This is a genomic window from Arthrobacter sp. (assembly GCF_031179385.1).
Lineage (GTDB): Bacteria > Actinomycetota > Actinomycetes > Actinomycetales > Micrococcaceae > Arthrobacter_D.
Genome location: NZ_JAPSHV010000070.1, coordinates 1 through 15,105, shown reverse-complemented (window position 1 = coordinate 15,105; position 15,105 = coordinate 1). Strand labels below are relative to the sequence as shown.

The window sequence follows — 15,105 nt, the reverse complement described above, 5'->3', positions numbered from 1 at the left end:
TGCACCTTGATGGAGTTCGTCGAACCGGACTGCCCTGGAGGGGAACCGGCCGCGATGACCACGAGGTCGTTGAGGTCAACAAGCTTCTGCTCGAACAGTACGCGGTCAACCTGCGCAGTCATCTGGTCCGTGTGTTCGGCGTACTCGACGAGCATCGGCTGAACACCCCAGATCAGCGACATGGTGTTGAGGGTCGACTGCACCGGAGTGAAGGCGAAGACCGGCTTCGTCGGACGAAGGCGGGAGAGGCGGCGTGCGGAGTCGCCCGACTGGGTGAAGGTACAGATGTACTTCGCATCCAGCTGGTCGGCGATCTCCACGGCTGCACGGGTGATGGCGCCGCCGCGCGTCTTGGGCTTGCTGCCCAGAGGCGGAACCCGATCGAGGCCGTGCTTCTCGGTGGACTCGATGATGTCTGCCATGGTGCGGACCGTATCGATGGGGTACTTGCCCACGCTGGTCTCGCCGGACAGCATGACCGCATCAGCGCCGTCGAGCACTGCGTTGGCACAGTCAGAAGCCTCCGCGCGCGTGGGGCGGGGGTTATCGATCATGGACTCGAGGACCTGGGTGGCCACGATGACCGGCTTGGCCCAGCGGCGGGCGAGCTCGATGGCACGCTTTTGCACGATGGGGACGTCCTGGAGGGGCAGCTCAACGCCGAGGTCGCCTCGAGCAACCATGATGGCGTCGAACGCATCGATGATTTCCTCGATGGCGTCCACGGCCTGCGGCTTCTCGATCTTGGCGATCACCGGGACGCGCCGGCCCTCTTCGTCCATAATCTCGTGTACGCGCTCGACGTCGGCCGCATTGCGCACGAAGGACAGGGCAACCATGTCGACGCCGCGCTGGATTGCCCAGCGGAGGTCTTCCTCGTCCTTGTCGCTCAACGCAGGCACGTTCACTGCGACGCCGGGCAGGTTGATGCCCTTGTTGTTCGAAACCGCTCCGCCGACGGTGACCTCAGCGGTGACCTTGACGTCGTCGACGGCGGTAGCGCGCATCGCGACCTTGCCGTCGTCGATCAGGAGGATGTCGCCGACATTGACGTCGTGAGGCAGCCCTTTATGGGTGGTGGAGCAGATCTCCGCGGTGCCTTCGACGTCCTCCGTGGTGATCGTGAACGTGTCACCGGGAAGCAGCATATGGGGTCCGTCGACGAAGCGCCCGAGACGGATTTTGGGGCCCTGAAGGTCGGCGAAGATGCCCACCGGCCGGCCCAGCTCTTCTGCTGCCTTACGGACAAATTCGTACGTCTGGTTGTGTACGGAATGGTCGCCGTGGCTCATGTTCATACGAGCTACGTCCACCCCGGCTTCAAGAACTGCGAGGGTGTTTTCATAGCTCGCGATTGCCGGGCCGAAAGTGGCCACTATCTTTGCGCGTCTCATAAAACCTTGCCTGTCATGTCGTGTTCGTGGATTGCTCTTTGGCTCCTGCGCACCTGGGAATTACAGGACGTTGAGGGCCCGGTCTGTCGGTGCCACGGGTGCGGGCAACTTGGTCTGACCCATCAGCCACTGGTCAACCGCAGCGGCACACGCACGGCCCTCCGCGATTGCCCACACAATGAGGGATTGCCCGCGTCCTGCGTCGCCGGCTACGAAGATTCCTGGAGTGCTGGTCATGTAATACCCGTCACGCTCAACGTTACCCCGTCCGTCGAAGCCAGCGTCGAGCTGTTCGGCGATTCCCGCAGGTTCCGGGCCGGTGAATCCGAGGGCGAGGAAGACCAGGTCCGCCGGGATATCCCGCTCGGTTCCAGCCTTCGGCACCCGTCTGCCGTTGACGAACTCCGTCTCGGCGACGCGAACCGCAGTCAGTTTTCCGTTGTCACCAACAAACTCGACCGTTGACGCGAGGTAGGTGCGCTCACCGCCCTCTTCATGGGCGCTGGCTACCTCGAACAGCGTCGGGAAGGTAGGCCATGGCTGGTTAGGCATGCGCTCGAGCGGCGGTTGCTGCCCGATGGCGAGCGTGGTGACGGAGGCAGCCTTGTGGCGATGCGCGGTGCCGATGCAGTCCGCACCTGTGTCGCCGCCGCCCAGAATGACCACGTGCTTGCCTTCGGCGTGGATCTGGTCCTCGATTTCCTCGCCCGCCACAACCCGGTTTGCCTGCACCAGGTACTCCATCGCGAAGTGAACGCCGTCGAGCTCGCGTCCGGGAATAGGCAGGTCGCGTGGAACCGTGGCGCCGGTGGCGACCACGACGGCGTCGTAACGGCGGCGCAGCTGGTCCCAGCTGATGTCGCGGCCCACTTCGACGCCGGCCCGGAAACGTGTTCCCTCCGCCTTCATCTGGTCGAGGCGACGGTCAAGCTGGATCTTCTCCATCTTGAAGTCGGGGATTCCGTAGCGCAGGAGCCCGCCGATGCGGTCGTCGCGCTCATATACGGCCACAGTGTGGCCCGCGCGGGTCAGCTGTTGGGCAGCAGCCAGACCGGCAGGTCCGGAGCCGACGACGGCGATGGTCTTGCCCGTCAGGCGCTCCGGCGGGTGCGGGTGCACCCAATCGTTGTCGAACGCTTCGTCGATGATCGAAACCTCAACCTGCTTGATCGTGACCGGAGGCTGATTGATTCCGAGAACACAGGACGCCTCGCACGGAGCAGGACACAGCCGGCCGGTGAACTCGGGGAAGTTGTTGGTGGCGTGCAGACGGTCAATCGCCTCGCGACCCTTGTCCCGCCACGTGAGGTCATTCCATTCCGGAATGAGGTTCCCGAGCGGGCACCCCTGGTGACAGAACGGGATGCCGCAATCCATGCAGCGCCCGGCCTGGCTCTTCAGGACGCCCTTTTCCTGGGCCTCGTACACTTCCTTCCAGTCCATGATCCGGACCGGAACGGGCCTGCGCGGCTGCGTCTGCCGCTCGCGCACCTTCATGAATCCGCGTGGGTCAGCCACCGGTAACCTCCAAAATCCTGTTCCAGACCTCTTCACCGTCGGGATCGAGTCCCTCTTCGATGGCGGCGGCCCGGGCATCGAGAACGCGTGCGTAGTCACGCGGCAGCACCTTGGTCAGGCGCGGCACGGTCGTCTCGAATTCATCGAGTAGTTGGGCAGCGAGCGGCGACTCGGTTTCTTCCTGGTGCCGCAGAAGCAGCTGGCGGACGATCTCGATGTCTTCCGCGTCCAGCTCTTCGAGCTGCAGTTCGCCGCTGTTGAGCGCCTGTACGTTCACGCGGGTTTGGTCGAGGTCCAGCACGTAGGCCGTACCTCCGGACATGCCGGCGCCGAAGTTCCGCCCCGTCCGTCCGAGGATGAGCGTCTGGCCACCGGTCATGTACTCGCAGCCGTGGTCACCGATCCCCTCCACGACAGCCGTTGCGCCGGAGTTGCGCACGAGGAACCGCTCCCCCACCTGGCCCCGCAGGAAGATCTCACCGCTGGTTGCCCCGTAGCCGATCACGTTGCCGGCGATGACGTTGCGGTCGGCGGCGAAGACGTTGGCGCGGTCCGGCCGAACGATGATGCGCCCGCCCGACAGTCCCTTGCCGACGTAGTCGTTCGAGTCACCAAGCAACCGCAGGGTGATTCCTGCGGGGAGGAACGCGCCGAGCGACTGGCCGGCGTGACCGGTCAGTGTCACGTCGATGGTGTCCGTTGCCAGCGTGTCGGTGCCGAAGCGGCGTGTGACCTCGTAGCCGAGCATGGTGCCGACTGAGCGGTCGGTGTTCACGACGTCGAGGGTGATCCGGACCGGGGCCCGGTGATCAAGCGCGTCGCTGCTCATCTCGATCAGCTTGTTGTCGAAGTGCTGATCGAGCTCGTGGTTCTGCGGGAACATGTTCCGCAGTGGAGCGTCCTCGCCGAACTCGTTGCCGCGCAGGATCGGTTCGAGGTCGAGCCCGTCCGCCTTCCAGTGCGCAACGGCCCGCTGCACGTCAAGTACCTCGCTGTGGCCGATCGCCTCGTCCAGCGAGCGGAAACCAAGTTCGGCCAGCAGCTCGCGGACCTCTTCTGCGATGAACTCGAAGAAGTTGACCACGAACTCGGGCTTGCCGGTGAAGCGGCTGCGCAGCTCGGGGTTCTGCGTTGCAACACCTACCGGACAGGTGTCGAGGTGGCACACACGCATCATGATGCAGCCCGAGACCACCAGCGGCGCTGTGGCGAAACCGAATTCTTCGCCGCCCAGCAGCGCGGCGATCAGTACGTCACGTCCGGTCTTGAGCTGCCCGTCCACCTGAACCACCACCCGGTCCCGGAGTCCGTTGAGCATCAGGGTCTGCTGCGTTTCGGCAACTCCAAGCTCCCATGGGACGCCCGCGTGCTTGAGCGAGTTCAGCGGGCTGGCGCCGGTACCGCCGTCGTGACCTGAAATCAGTACGACGTCGGCCTTCGCCTTTGTGACACCGGCAGCCACCGTGCCGATCCCCACTTCCGACACGAGCTTCACGTGGACACGTGCCGATGTGTTGGCCCGCTTCAGGTCGTAGATGAGCTGAGCGAGGTCTTCGATCGAGTAGATGTCGTGGTGCGGCGGAGGCGAGATCAGCGCCACGCCGGGCGTCGAGTGCCGGGTACGAGCCACCCACGGGTAGACCTTCTGGCTCATGAGCTGGCCGCCCTCACCGGGCTTGGCTCCCTGCGCCATCTTGATCTGGATGTCCTCAGCATTGGTCAGGTACAGGCTGGTGACTCCGAACCGCCCTGACGCAACCTGCTTGATGGCGGAGCGGCGCTCCGGATCGAGCAGGCGCTCGACGTCCTCGCCGCCTTCGCCGGTGTTGGACTTCGCACCCAACCGGTTCATGGCAATAGCGAGGGTTTCGTGGGCCTCCTGAGAGATGGACCCATAGCTCATCGCACCTGTGGAGAAGCGCTTGACGATGCTCGAGACAGGCTCCACTTCCTCGAGCGGGACGGCAGGCCGGAGCCCTTCCTTGAAGCCGAGCAGGCCGCGCAGGGTCATCAGCTCGCGGGACTGATCGTCAACGCCCTTGGTGTAGGACTTGAAGATGTCGTAGCGACGCTCGCGGGTTGCGTGCTGCAGGCGGAAGACCGTTTCCGGGTTGAACAGGTGCGGCGGTCCTTCCCGGCGCCACTGATACTCACCACCGTTGTCCAGGCTGCGGTACGGGTCCTCAATGCCGTCCTGGGGGTACGCGTACTCGTGGCGAGCCGCTACCTCGGCAGCGACAACATTGAGGCCGACCCCGCCAAGCTGGGTTTGCGTGCCGTGGAAGTATTCGTCCACGAGCTCCTGGGACAGTCCCAGGGCCTCGAACGTCTGCGCACCGCAGTAGGAACTGACGGTGGAGATACCCATCTTCGACATGATCTTGAGGACGCCCTTGCCGAGGCCCTTGATCAGGTTGGCCACAGCCTGTTCCGCAGTGACACCGGTGATGTCGCCGTTACGCACCAGTTCCTCGCAGCTTTCCATCGCGAGGTAGGGGTTGATTGCGGACGCGCCATAACCGATGAGCACGGCCACATGGTGCACCTCCCGAACGTCGCCGGCCTCGACCACAAGGGAGGTCTTGGTGCGGTTCGCGCTCTTCAGCAGGTGATGATGAACGGCACTAGCCAGCAGCAGCGAAGGGATAGGAGCCCACTGCGCGTTCGAGTCGCGGTCGGAGAGCACCACGTACTGGATGCCGCGGTTGATGGCGCTTGAAACCTGCTCGCAGATCTCGGCCAGGCGGGCACGCAGGGACGCTTCGCCGCCGTCGACCCGGTAGAGACCGCGTACGCGAACGGTGAGGCGGTCGCCGTCGTCGGACTCCAGGTTGGCGATCTTGGCGAGCTCATCGTTGTTGATGACCGGGAAGTTCAGGGCGATCTGCTTGGAGCGGACCCGGCTGGAGGACAGCAGGTTGCCATCCGGGCCGATGGTGACACCCATCGACGTGACGAGTTCTTCGCGGATGGCGTCCAACGGCGGGTTGGTAACCTGCGCAAAGGACTGGACGAAGTAGTCGAACAGAAGGCGGGGCCGCTTGGAAAGCACCGCGATTGGGGTATCTGAACCCATGGCACCCAGCGGCTCCGCCCCGGCCTTCGCCATGGGACCAAGCAGGATACGCAGTTCCTCCTGGGTGTAGCCGAAGGTGCGTTGCCTGCGGTTGATCGAGGCCTTGGTGTGCACCACGTGCTCGCGATCGGGCAGGTCCTTCAGGTCAATCAGGTTTTCCTTGACCCACTCACCCCAGGGGTTAGCGGCGGCGATTTCGGCCTTGACCTCCTGGTCCTCGATGATGCGGCCGTCCTCGGTATCGACGAGGAACATCTTGCCGGGCGAAACGCGTCCCTTCCGGACGATCTTCGAAGGCTCGACGTCGACCACGCCGACCTCGGAGGCCAGGACCACGAGCCCGTCCTCCATGACCCAGTAGCGGGCAGGACGAAGACCGTTACGGTCCAGGACAGCTCCGACAAGGCGTCCATCGGTGAAGGAGACCGCTGCAGGCCCGTCCCAGGGCTCCATGAGCATGGAGTGGTACTGGTAGAACGCGCGCCGCGCCGGATCCATGGAGGTGTGGTTCTCCCAGGCCTCCGGGATCATCATCATGATTGCGTGGGTGATGGGACGCCCAGCGAGCATCAGGAGTTCCGCGACCTCGTCGAAGGAGGCTGAGTCGGACGCGCCCGGGGTGCAGATTGGGTACAGTTCCTCGGGCGAATCTCCGAGGAGTGGATGTGCAAGGAGCGACTGGCGTGCGCGCATCCAATTCCGGTTGCCCTTGACCGTATTGATCTCGCCGTTGTGCGCGATCGTGCGGAACGGCTGAGCTAGCGGCCATGACGGGAAGGTGTTCGTTGAGAAGCGCGAGTGGACGATGCCGAGCTTGGTCTTGAAGCGCGGGTCCGAAAGGTCCGGGTAGAACGGCTCGAGCTGCGCGGTGGTGAGCATTCCCTTGTAGACCATGGTGCGCGAGGACAGCGAAGGGAAGTACACACCGTACTTGTTCTGGGCACGCTTCCGCAGCCGGAACGCCTTGGCGTCAAGGTCCGCTGCCTTGCCTGCGACGGGTGCGATGAAGAGCTGTACGAAGTGCGGCATGCAAGCGCGGGCCATCGACCCGACCAGGTCAGCGACCACAGGAACCTCACGCCAGCCAAGGACCGTCAGGCCCTCAGCCTCTGCAAGGCTCTCGATGCCGGCGCGGGCGGTTGCTTCTTCACTCGCGACAGCAGGGAGGAAGGCCGTGCCCACGGCGTAGGAACCGGGAGCCGGAAGTTCGAAATCGACAACGGCGCGGAAGAACTCGTCAGGAACCTGCGTCAGCAGACCAGCACCGTCACCGGTACCTTCATCCGCGCCCACCGCACCGCGGTGCTCCAGGTTGCGCAGCGCTGTCAGGGCGGCGTCGACGATGTCGTGGCCGGGCTCACCCCGGAGCGTGGCAATGACAGCCAGGCCGCAGGCGTCCTTTTCGTTCTCCGGGTTGTACAGCCCGGAGGCTTCCGGGTAGGAAGCAAACCGCGTGAAGGGCGATTCCGCAGTGATGTCTTCCGGCACGAGACCGGTAGTGGGTGCAGTCATAGATAGAGTCCTTCCCCCATGATGGAGCGTCGGGAGGGGACGACTTCGGCCCCGAGGCGCGCTTGTCCCTTCAGGGAGGCGCTGCGTATTTCTAGTGCACATTGTAGAGGCGCACGCCACATGCCGACATGGATTGCCGGAATGGTCTGATGGCGGTGGGCCTGATCAATCCCGGTACGGCGCGAAAGCCGGTGAGCTAGCTGGTGTACCGAGCGGAGCCACGACGCTGTGACATCGTCCGTGGGTAGGGCGGTGGCCCCGCTGGACGCTACTTTCGGGAGTCTGATTCCCGGGGTTCCTCAGGGGCTTGGTCCGCGGAGGCGGCCGCACCTGAGGCGTCTTTTATTTCTGGAAGGTTACCACGATCCGGACTTTTTCCAGCCGAAGTGTCCGGACTGTGGACGTCCGTGCCTGATCCGCTACCCGCATCCGTCGTGGCGGCAGCGGCATCTTCGGCTGGGTCTGGACCGCGACCCGGCAGGTACACGGAGTGCTCCTTCACCCCGCGCTGCTTCACGGAAAGATAGATGAAGACCGCGAGGGACACCAGCAGCACAAGTACGCTCGTCCAGACATTCAGTCGCTGGGTAACGCCGAGAATGCTGATCATCTCCGCGTCGTCGATACGCAGTGCCTCGATCCAGATGCGACCTGCCGTGTAGTACGCGGCGTACAGCCAGAACATTCGGCCCCTGCGCAGTGAGAACCTGCGGTCCAGGAGAAGGAGGAGTGCGACACCGGCCAGGCTCCAGAGCGACTCATACAGGAAGGTGGGGTGGAAAAGGGTTCCGGGATCAGCGTCTGCCGGGAAATTGGGGTTGTTCGCATCGATCTCAAGCCCCCAGGGCAGGTCCGTCGGGGCACCAAAGAGCTCCTGATTGAACCAGTTTCCCCAGCGCCCGATGGCCTGTGCGAGGAGGACCCCCGGTGCGGCAGCGTCAGCGAAAGCCGACAGGCGAACTCCTGCGCGTCGGCATCCGATCCAGGCGCCGACAGCGCCGAGCGCAATTGCACCCCAGATTCCCAGACCGCCCTCCCAGATACGGGGTATGCGGGAGAGATCTCCATCGGGCCCGAAGTAGGCGTCCGGCGACGAGAACACGTGGTAGAGACGTCCGCCGATGAGTCCGAACGGTACGGCCCAGATGGCTACATCCCAGACGACGTCAGGGTTACCGCCGTAGCGCCTCCAGCGGGCTGAGGTGAGCAGCAACGCGGCGACGATTCCAGCGAGTATGCACAGCGCGTAAACGTGGATGGTGGCCGGTCCGATGGAAAAGCTGGCCCATTCTGCGGGCGGACTGGGGATGCTGGCGGGGATCATGCTCAGCCTTTCGGGGTTCCGGAGCTGAGGTCTTTGGCCAGGGCGGCGACAGCGGGAACACCGCCGTCGCGAAGGGCCGCGACCAGCGCTGTACCAACGATCGCCCCGTCCGCGTAGGCGCCGATTTCCCGCACCTGGTCGGCGGTGGAGACGCCCAGCCCGACGCAGGCCCTCTCTGCCCCGGCTCGGTGAGCAGCGTCGACCACCTCACGCGCAGCGGAACTGACCGCCGTCCGTGCACCGGTGACGCCCATGATCGAGACCGCGTAGACGAATCCGCGGGTGGCGTCGACCGTTGACTGCATCCGCTCCGGCGAACTTGAAGGAGCCACCAGGAACACGCGGTCGAGGCCGAACTCATCGGACGCCGCGATCCATTCGCCGGCTTCGTCGGGGATGAGGTCAGGCGTAATCAGGCCGGCGCCGCCGGCTTCGGCGAGACGGCGCGCAAAATCACGGACGCCCATGCGCATGACGGGGTTCCAGTAGGTCATCACGAGGACCGCAGCGTCCGTGCGGTCGGTGATTCCCTTCACCACGTCGAAGATCTGACGAACGGCAAATCCGTTCTGGAGCGCCTCGACCGTGGCCTGCTGGATGACCGCGCCGTCCATGACCGGGTCGGAATACGGAATACCGATTTCGATCAGATCGACGCCGTTCTCTGCCAGTGCGACAGCGGCATCGATCGTGGTCTGAACGTCAGGGAAACCGGCGGGCAGGTACGCGATGAGGGCAGTTCGGCCGGCAGCGCGCGCACGCTCGATTGCGGCGGCAGACTTACTCACGGTTCCGATGCTCACAGCTGCTCCCCCTCTGCGCCGATTTCCGCCTCTGCACTGTCTTCAGGCAGCAGGTCAAACCATTCCGCCGCCGTCGCCACATCCTTGTCACCACGCCCGGAGAGGTTCACCAGTACGATCTTCTCGCCTGGATCACCCGGCTCGGCCGCAAGCCGCTGCCCCACCTTCAGTGCGCCTGCGAGGGCGTGTGCGGATTCGATGGCTGGAATGATGCCTTCGGTGCGGCAGAGCAGCCGGAACGCTTCCATGGCTTCGGCGTCGGTGATGGGCTCATAGCGTGCCCTCCCGATGTCCGCGAGAAACGCATGTTCCGGACCCACACCGGGGTAGTCCAGACCGGCCGAGATGGAATGGGACTCGATGGTCTGTCCGTCGTCGTTCTGCATCAGATACGAGCGCGCACCGTGGAGTACTCCCGGCCGGCCGAGTGTGATGGTCGCGGCGTGGCGGCCCGACTCGACGCCGTCACCGCCGGCCTCGAACCCGTACAGCGCCACGTCGCGGTCGTCCAGGAAACCGTGGAAAATTCCGATGGCGTTCGATCCGCCTCCGATGCACGCGCAGACAGCGTCAGGCAGACGGCCCGTTGTGCTGAGCATCTGCTCCCGTGCCTCTTCGCCGATGACCTCGTGGAAGTATCGGACCATTGCCGGGAAGGGGTGCGCACCGGCTGCGGTGCCCAGCAGATAGTGGGTGGTGTCAACATTGGCGACCCAGTCACGCAGGGCGTCATTGATGGCGTCCTTGAGCGTCTGCGAGCCGTTGGTGACGGGAATGACCTCCGCACCGAGCAGCTGCATCCGGGCCACGTTCAGTGCCTGGCGCCTGCAGTCCTCGGCTCCCATATAGACCACACACTCAAGACCGAGCAGTGCAGCGGCAGTGGCACTGGCAACACCGTGCTGACCGGCTCCGGTCTCGGCGATCACCCGGGTCTTGCCCATGCGCTTTGCGAGCAGGGCCTGGCCCAGCACGTTGTTGATCTTGTGTGAGCCCGTGTGGTTCAGGTCCTCGCGCTTGAGGAAGACACGCACTCCCCCGGCATGCTCGGCGAAGCGGCGTGCTTCAGTCAGCAGGGACGGACGTCCCGAGTAGGACCGGTTGAGCTCAGCGACCTGAGCCAGGAATTCGGGATCCGACTTGGCCTTGTCGAAGGTCTCCTCCAACTCGTCCAGGGCGGCGATGAGCGACTCGGGCATCCAGCGCCCGCCGTAGGCTCCGAAGTACGGACCCTGTGCGTGGCGCAGGGATCCTCCTGCCAGGAAAGCTTCTGCCGCGCTCTCAGTGTCAGACTGCGGCTGTGGGGTGTCGGTCATGAACCTGCTGTCTTTCGTGATGGTTTTGCCCGGCCGTTGGAACGGCGAGAGCCTCAGGAATGCAGTGCGCTGCCGGCGCGGGCGAATTCGCGGACTGTCTCCTCCGGATTCGAGTGGCGCACCAGCGCTTCGCCCACCAGAACTGCCTGCGCTCCGTCAGCAACGAAGCGTTCGACGTCGGCGATGTCCCGAACGCCCGATTCCGCGACGACGACGGCATCGGAAGGGATGAGCCCTGCCAAGGCAGGGAAAACAGACCTGTCGATGTCCAGGGTTTTGAGGTTGCGCACGTTGACGCCGATGATCCGCGCGCCTACGGCGACAGCGCGCTCCACTTCCTCAGTCGTGTGCGTCTCGACGAGCGCGTGCATGCCGAGCCGCTCGGTGAGTTCCAGGAAAGACCTGAGTGTCGCGTCGTCGAGCGCGGCGACGATGAGAAGGATCAGGTCCGCGCCGTGCGCGCGGGCCTCCCAGATCTGGTACTCATCGACCGTGAAGTCTTTGCGGAGGATAGGAAGATCCACCGCTGCCCGAACGGCATCGAGATCTTCCAGAGAGCCTCCGAAGCGTCGCTCTTCCGTGAGGACGCTGATGACGCTCGCCCCGCCGCGCTCGTAGGCGGCGGCCAGTTCGGCAGGATCCGGGATGTCGGAGAGTGCGCCTTTGGACGGACTCTTCCGCTTCACCTCGGCGATGACGCGAACGCCGCCGCCCTTCGTGCTCAGAGCCCCGTAGGCGTCACGGGGCCCTTGAGCCTGCTCCGCGAGGACCTGAACTTCCTCCAGGGGAAGGAGTGTGCGGCGCGAGTCGAGATCGGCGCGCACTCCGACGATGATGTCGTCGAGAACGCTCACTTAGTGTCCGGAGTTCTTGAGCCGGTGGCCGCCGACGCCGAATCCGGCCTTCTTGAGGATGATCCCGAGCACGAGGCCGATCACCATGATCAGCACACCGATCCAGAACAGCAGGGTGCCGGCGTCCTTGTTGCCTTCGGTGCTGGCGAACACGAACGCAAAGGAAGACAGAGCCGCGCCGGCAAGCATGACGAATACACAGGTCCACGCTGCAGGGCTGTTGCCGTGACCGATGGTCTCGTCGCGGGCCGCGGAATGCTGGATCATAGGGGTGTCGTTGGTACCGGTCTCGGGCGCGGTCTTAGCCATGGCAGTTCTCCTTGTGCTGTGGTCTTCAGTCCATTCTGCCATTGATTCAGAAGGACTTTGATTTACCTGGACGGTCCGCTGGTCGGGTCCTCGCCCCGGCTGAGGCTGTCCCAACTGTCGATCTCGTCAGCGTTCGTATTGGTCGCCGCCGCCTTGTCGCGGGGACCGGACTCTCTGGTCCGGTTCTCGTATCGGCGGGCAGCAAGCCAGCGTCTACCCACGACGACCAGCCAGACCGCCGAGAGCACGAGCAGCAGACCGGCCAGCGCCGCTACCCACGGCATGGCCGTGACGGTGACCGATGCCCCGCTCTGGCTGGTGACCCCGAGGGCTTCCCCGATAGCGGGTGACGCGGAGCCCGCCGGGTCCATGGGCACCGCAACGCTGCTGAAAATGATGCCTGCGCCCGCGACAACCAGGATCCCGGCGATAACCCAACGGGCAACGCGACCTGCGATCGACGCCGCCAGGCCTGCGGCCAGACCAACCAGCGCGAACGCGGTAACGGCAGTGGCGGCGTCGGAACCCGGGATCTGAATGGACGGAGTCTGGACAGCGGTCTGCGGCAGCGCGACCGTCAGCCAGGTCTGCGTGGTGCTGCCGAAGGCCGCTAGGGCGGCAATCACGGTTGCCAGTACGACGGCGCCCCTGCGCCGGTAGGCGGGCGGGCGGTTACCGGCGGGAGCGCCCGGATCGGGAGCCGTACTCACGGTGTGCCCACGCCGGCTTCACTGACCGGCTGAAGGCTTGATGCCAGCAACGCAGCGCGCAACGGAGCGGCGGCCTTGTTGACGGTTTCCAGCGCCTCCGCCTCAAGCTCGGAATCCGCCACAATCCCGCCGCCGGCCTGGACGTAGGCGCGATTGTCACGGAGCAGTGCGGACCGGATGGCAATTGCCATGTCCATGTCCCCGGCGAAGTCGAAGTAGCCGACCACTCCCCCGTAGATGCCCCGCTTGTGTGGTTCAAGCTCATCGAGCAGTCTCAGTGCCCGCGGTTTGGGCGCGCCGGAAAGGGTTCCCGCGGGGAAGGTTGCCGCCAGGACGTCGTAGGCCGTCCGGTCGGGATGCAACTGGCCGACGACGGTCGAGACGAGGTGCATGATGTGGCTGAACCGCTCGACCTCCATAAATTGGGTGACGTCCACCGTTCCCGGCCGGCACACCTTTGAGATGTCGTTGCGTGCAAGGTCAACCAGCATCAGGTGCTCCGCGCGCTCCTTTTCGTCAGCGAGCAGTTCTTCTGCCAGCGCGCGGTCCAGCTCGGCGGTCTTGCCACGCGGCCTTGAACCTGCGATGGGGTGCGTGATGACCTCTGAGCCGTTGACTGTGACGAGCGCTTCCGGAGACGAGCCCACGATGGAGTAGGGGCGCCCCGAAGCATCCTCGAGGCTGAAGAGATACATGTAGGGGCTGGGGTTGGTCGTCCGCAGGACGCGATAGACGTCGAGGGCTGATGCATCGCAGTCGAGTTCGAACCGGCGGGAGATGACAACCTGGAACACCTCACCGTCCACGATGGCTTCCTTGCCGCGCTCAATCGCAGCAAGGTAGCGGTCGCGGTCCCAGCGTTCACGGACGCGGGACATCAGCGCTGTGGTGTCCGCTGCCCCGTCCGCGAGAACCGAAACCGGCTGCTCCGAGGGGGACGCAAGCCGCTCGAGCATGCTCCTGCAGCGGGCGACGGCGTCGTGCCAGGCTTCGTCAACGCGCGCTGTCGAGTTGTCGTAGTTGATGGCGTTCGCCACCAGAGTGACCTTGCCGCCGGCGTTGTCATGAATGGCCATATCAGTGACCAGGTTCATGGCCAGCTCCGGCAGGTCGAGGTCATCCTCCGGCGGCGAGGTGAGGCGTTCCCAGTGGCGCACCGATTCCCAACCGATGAATCCCACCATGCCGGACGTAAACGGGGGAAGGCCGTCGAAGCGCGCCGTCTGAAGTTCCTCGACGGTGCGGCGCAGGGCTTCAACCGGATTGCCGTCGACGGGCACTCCCGCCGGCGGCTCCCCCAGCCAGCACGCCTCGCCGCCCCGGGTGGTGAGTGTTGCGCGGGAGTTCACACCGATGAAGGAATACCGCGACCAGACGCCGCCCTCCGCGGCGGATTCCATCAGGAACGTACCTGGGTGCCCGTCAGTGAGCTTCCGGTAGATGCCGATGGGTGTGTGGGCGTCGTCAAGTACCGTGAGGCGAACAGGTATGACCCTCCGGTCCCGGGCAAGAGCGCGGAACTCTTCCAGGCCGGGGCTGATTACTCCGAGCTCATCCATGAAATGCGTTTCCTCATTCCTTGCGCCCATCCACCTGGCGGGCGTCCTGCGGGGGTGGTGCTGCCTGAATTGTTCTGTGCGGCGTCCTACTCGGAGCCGACGACGGCTGCGAGCTCCCTGCCCTCGAAGCAGGTCCGGGTGCCGGTGTGGCATGCAGCACCGACCTGATGAACCCGCACGAGGAGCGCATCGCCGTCGCAATCCAGGGCGACCGACCGCACAAACTGCACGTGACCCGAGGTGTCTCCCTTGCGCCAGTATTCCTGGCGCGAGCGGGAGTAGAAGGTGACACGGCCGCTGGTGAGGGTTCGCCGCAGCGCTTCGTCGTCCATCCAGCCCAGCATGAGGACCTCACCGGTGTCATGGTCCTGGATGATGGCTGCGACCAGCCCAGCGGCATCCCGCTTGAGCGCGTCGGCGATCGCAGGGTCCAGCTCCGGCGAATCGTCCGCAGCGATGGAAGAGGCAGGTTCAGGGTGTTGTGACATCGCATCTGATTCTAGTCGCGCCGGGACGGAGCGCCGCATCGGGGACCAGCTGCGGCGCACTTTGGAGGCTTGCGGTGCTTTCGCCGGAGGACCGACCCCATACCCGGACATCGGATGGCCCATCATGCTATTTTCAACAGTGATGCATTTCGTTGATCCCTCCCGTGAAGTCCTCGCCGAAACCCTGCTTGCGGCCGGTCCTCACTCCCCCACGCTGTGCGACGGGTGGCAGACCAAGGAAC

At 64.7% G+C, this 15,105-nt stretch carries 11 protein-coding genes and 1 pseudogene; 1 reads left to right on the top strand and 11 read right to left on the bottom strand.

Annotated elements, in window-relative coordinates; genetic code table 11:
• The 11 genes from pyk to hisI form a co-directional block, all read right to left on the bottom strand.
• Positions 1-1,394: pyruvate kinase (pyk, locus tag RIF85_RS10585; protein WP_309071872.1), on the bottom strand; the 1,394-nt coding region annotated here is incomplete at its 3' end.
• Between the two features lie 60 nt (positions 1,395-1,454).
• Positions 1,455-2,912 (bottom strand): glutamate synthase subunit beta, encoded by a 1,458-nt coding sequence (locus RIF85_RS10580; protein WP_309071871.1) that lies wholly within the window; start codon positions 2,910-2,912, stop codon positions 1,455-1,457.
• Positions 2,905-7,500: a glutamate synthase large subunit gene (gene gltB / locus RIF85_RS10575; protein ID WP_309071870.1), complete on the bottom strand. Its 4,596-nt coding sequence runs from the start codon at positions 7,498-7,500 to the stop codon at positions 2,905-2,907. The genes RIF85_RS10580 and gltB overlap by 8 nt, the downstream gene beginning before the upstream one ends.
• A gap of 268 nt (positions 7,501-7,768) precedes the next feature.
• Complete coding sequence (gene lgt / locus RIF85_RS10570) at positions 7,769-8,824, bottom strand: prolipoprotein diacylglyceryl transferase (RefSeq protein WP_309071869.1); 1,056 nt, start codon at positions 8,822-8,824, stop codon at positions 7,769-7,771.
• A 2-nt stretch (positions 8,825-8,826) separates the two neighbouring features.
• Positions 8,827-9,621 carry a tryptophan synthase subunit alpha gene (gene trpA / locus RIF85_RS10565; protein WP_309071874.1) on the bottom strand — a complete coding sequence of 265 codons (795 nt, stop codon included), beginning with the start codon at positions 9,619-9,621 and terminating at the stop codon, positions 8,827-8,829.
• A gap of 2 nt (positions 9,622-9,623) precedes the next feature.
• A complete protein-coding gene (gene trpB, locus RIF85_RS10560; RefSeq protein WP_309071868.1) occupies positions 9,624-10,943 on the bottom strand; it encodes a tryptophan synthase subunit beta in 1,320 nt (439 codons plus the stop codon).
• 53 nt (positions 10,944-10,996) lie between these two features.
• Complete coding sequence (gene trpC, locus RIF85_RS10555; RefSeq protein WP_309071867.1) at positions 10,997-11,797, bottom strand: indole-3-glycerol phosphate synthase TrpC; 801 nt, start codon at positions 11,795-11,797, stop codon at positions 10,997-10,999.
• The gene (locus tag RIF85_RS10550) at positions 11,798-12,106 is read right to left on the bottom strand and encodes an HGxxPAAW family protein (RefSeq protein ID WP_375164409.1); all 309 of its coding nucleotides are present in this window, start codon (positions 12,104-12,106) and stop codon (positions 11,798-11,800) included. It lies immediately after the preceding gene.
• A 62-nt stretch (positions 12,107-12,168) separates the two neighbouring features.
• A complete protein-coding gene (locus tag RIF85_RS10545; RefSeq protein WP_309071866.1) occupies positions 12,169-12,816 on the bottom strand; it encodes a Trp biosynthesis-associated membrane protein in 648 nt (215 codons plus the stop codon).
• Positions 12,813-14,375: an anthranilate synthase component I gene (locus tag RIF85_RS10540; RefSeq protein WP_309071865.1), complete on the bottom strand. Its 1,563-nt coding sequence runs from the start codon at positions 14,373-14,375 to the stop codon at positions 12,813-12,815. The genes RIF85_RS10545 and RIF85_RS10540 overlap by 4 nt, the downstream gene beginning before the upstream one ends.
• 86 nt (positions 14,376-14,461) lie before the next feature.
• On the bottom strand, positions 14,462-14,863 hold the full coding sequence (gene hisI, locus RIF85_RS10535) for a phosphoribosyl-AMP cyclohydrolase (protein WP_309071864.1): 402 nt from the start codon (positions 14,861-14,863) through the stop codon (positions 14,462-14,464).
• Positions 14,864-15,005: 142 nt separating this feature from the next.
• Here hisI and RIF85_RS10530 point away from each other — a divergent pair.
• Positions 15,006-15,105: pseudogene (locus RIF85_RS10530) on the top strand (TIGR03085 family protein); the annotation flags it as partial.

Coding starts and splice junctions, on each gene's coding strand:
- RIF85_RS10550 (WP_375164409.1), bottom strand. CDS start 12,106: ATGGCTAAGACCGCGCCCGAGACCGGTACCAACGACACCCCTATGATC.
- hisI (WP_309071864.1), bottom strand. CDS start 14,863: ATGTCACAACACCCTGAACCTGCCTCTTCCATCGCTGCGGACGATTCG.
- trpB (WP_309071868.1), bottom strand. CDS start 10,943: ATGACCGACACCCCACAGCCGCAGTCTGACACTGAGAGCGCGGCAGAA.
- gltB (WP_309071870.1), bottom strand. CDS start 7,500: ATGACTGCACCCACTACCGGTCTCGTGCCGGAAGACATCACTGCGGAA.
- RIF85_RS10540 (WP_309071865.1), bottom strand. CDS start 14,375: ATGGATGAGCTCGGAGTAATCAGCCCCGGCCTGGAAGAGTTCCGCGCT.
- lgt (WP_309071869.1), bottom strand. CDS start 8,824: ATGATCCCCGCCAGCATCCCCAGTCCGCCCGCAGAATGGGCCAGCTTT.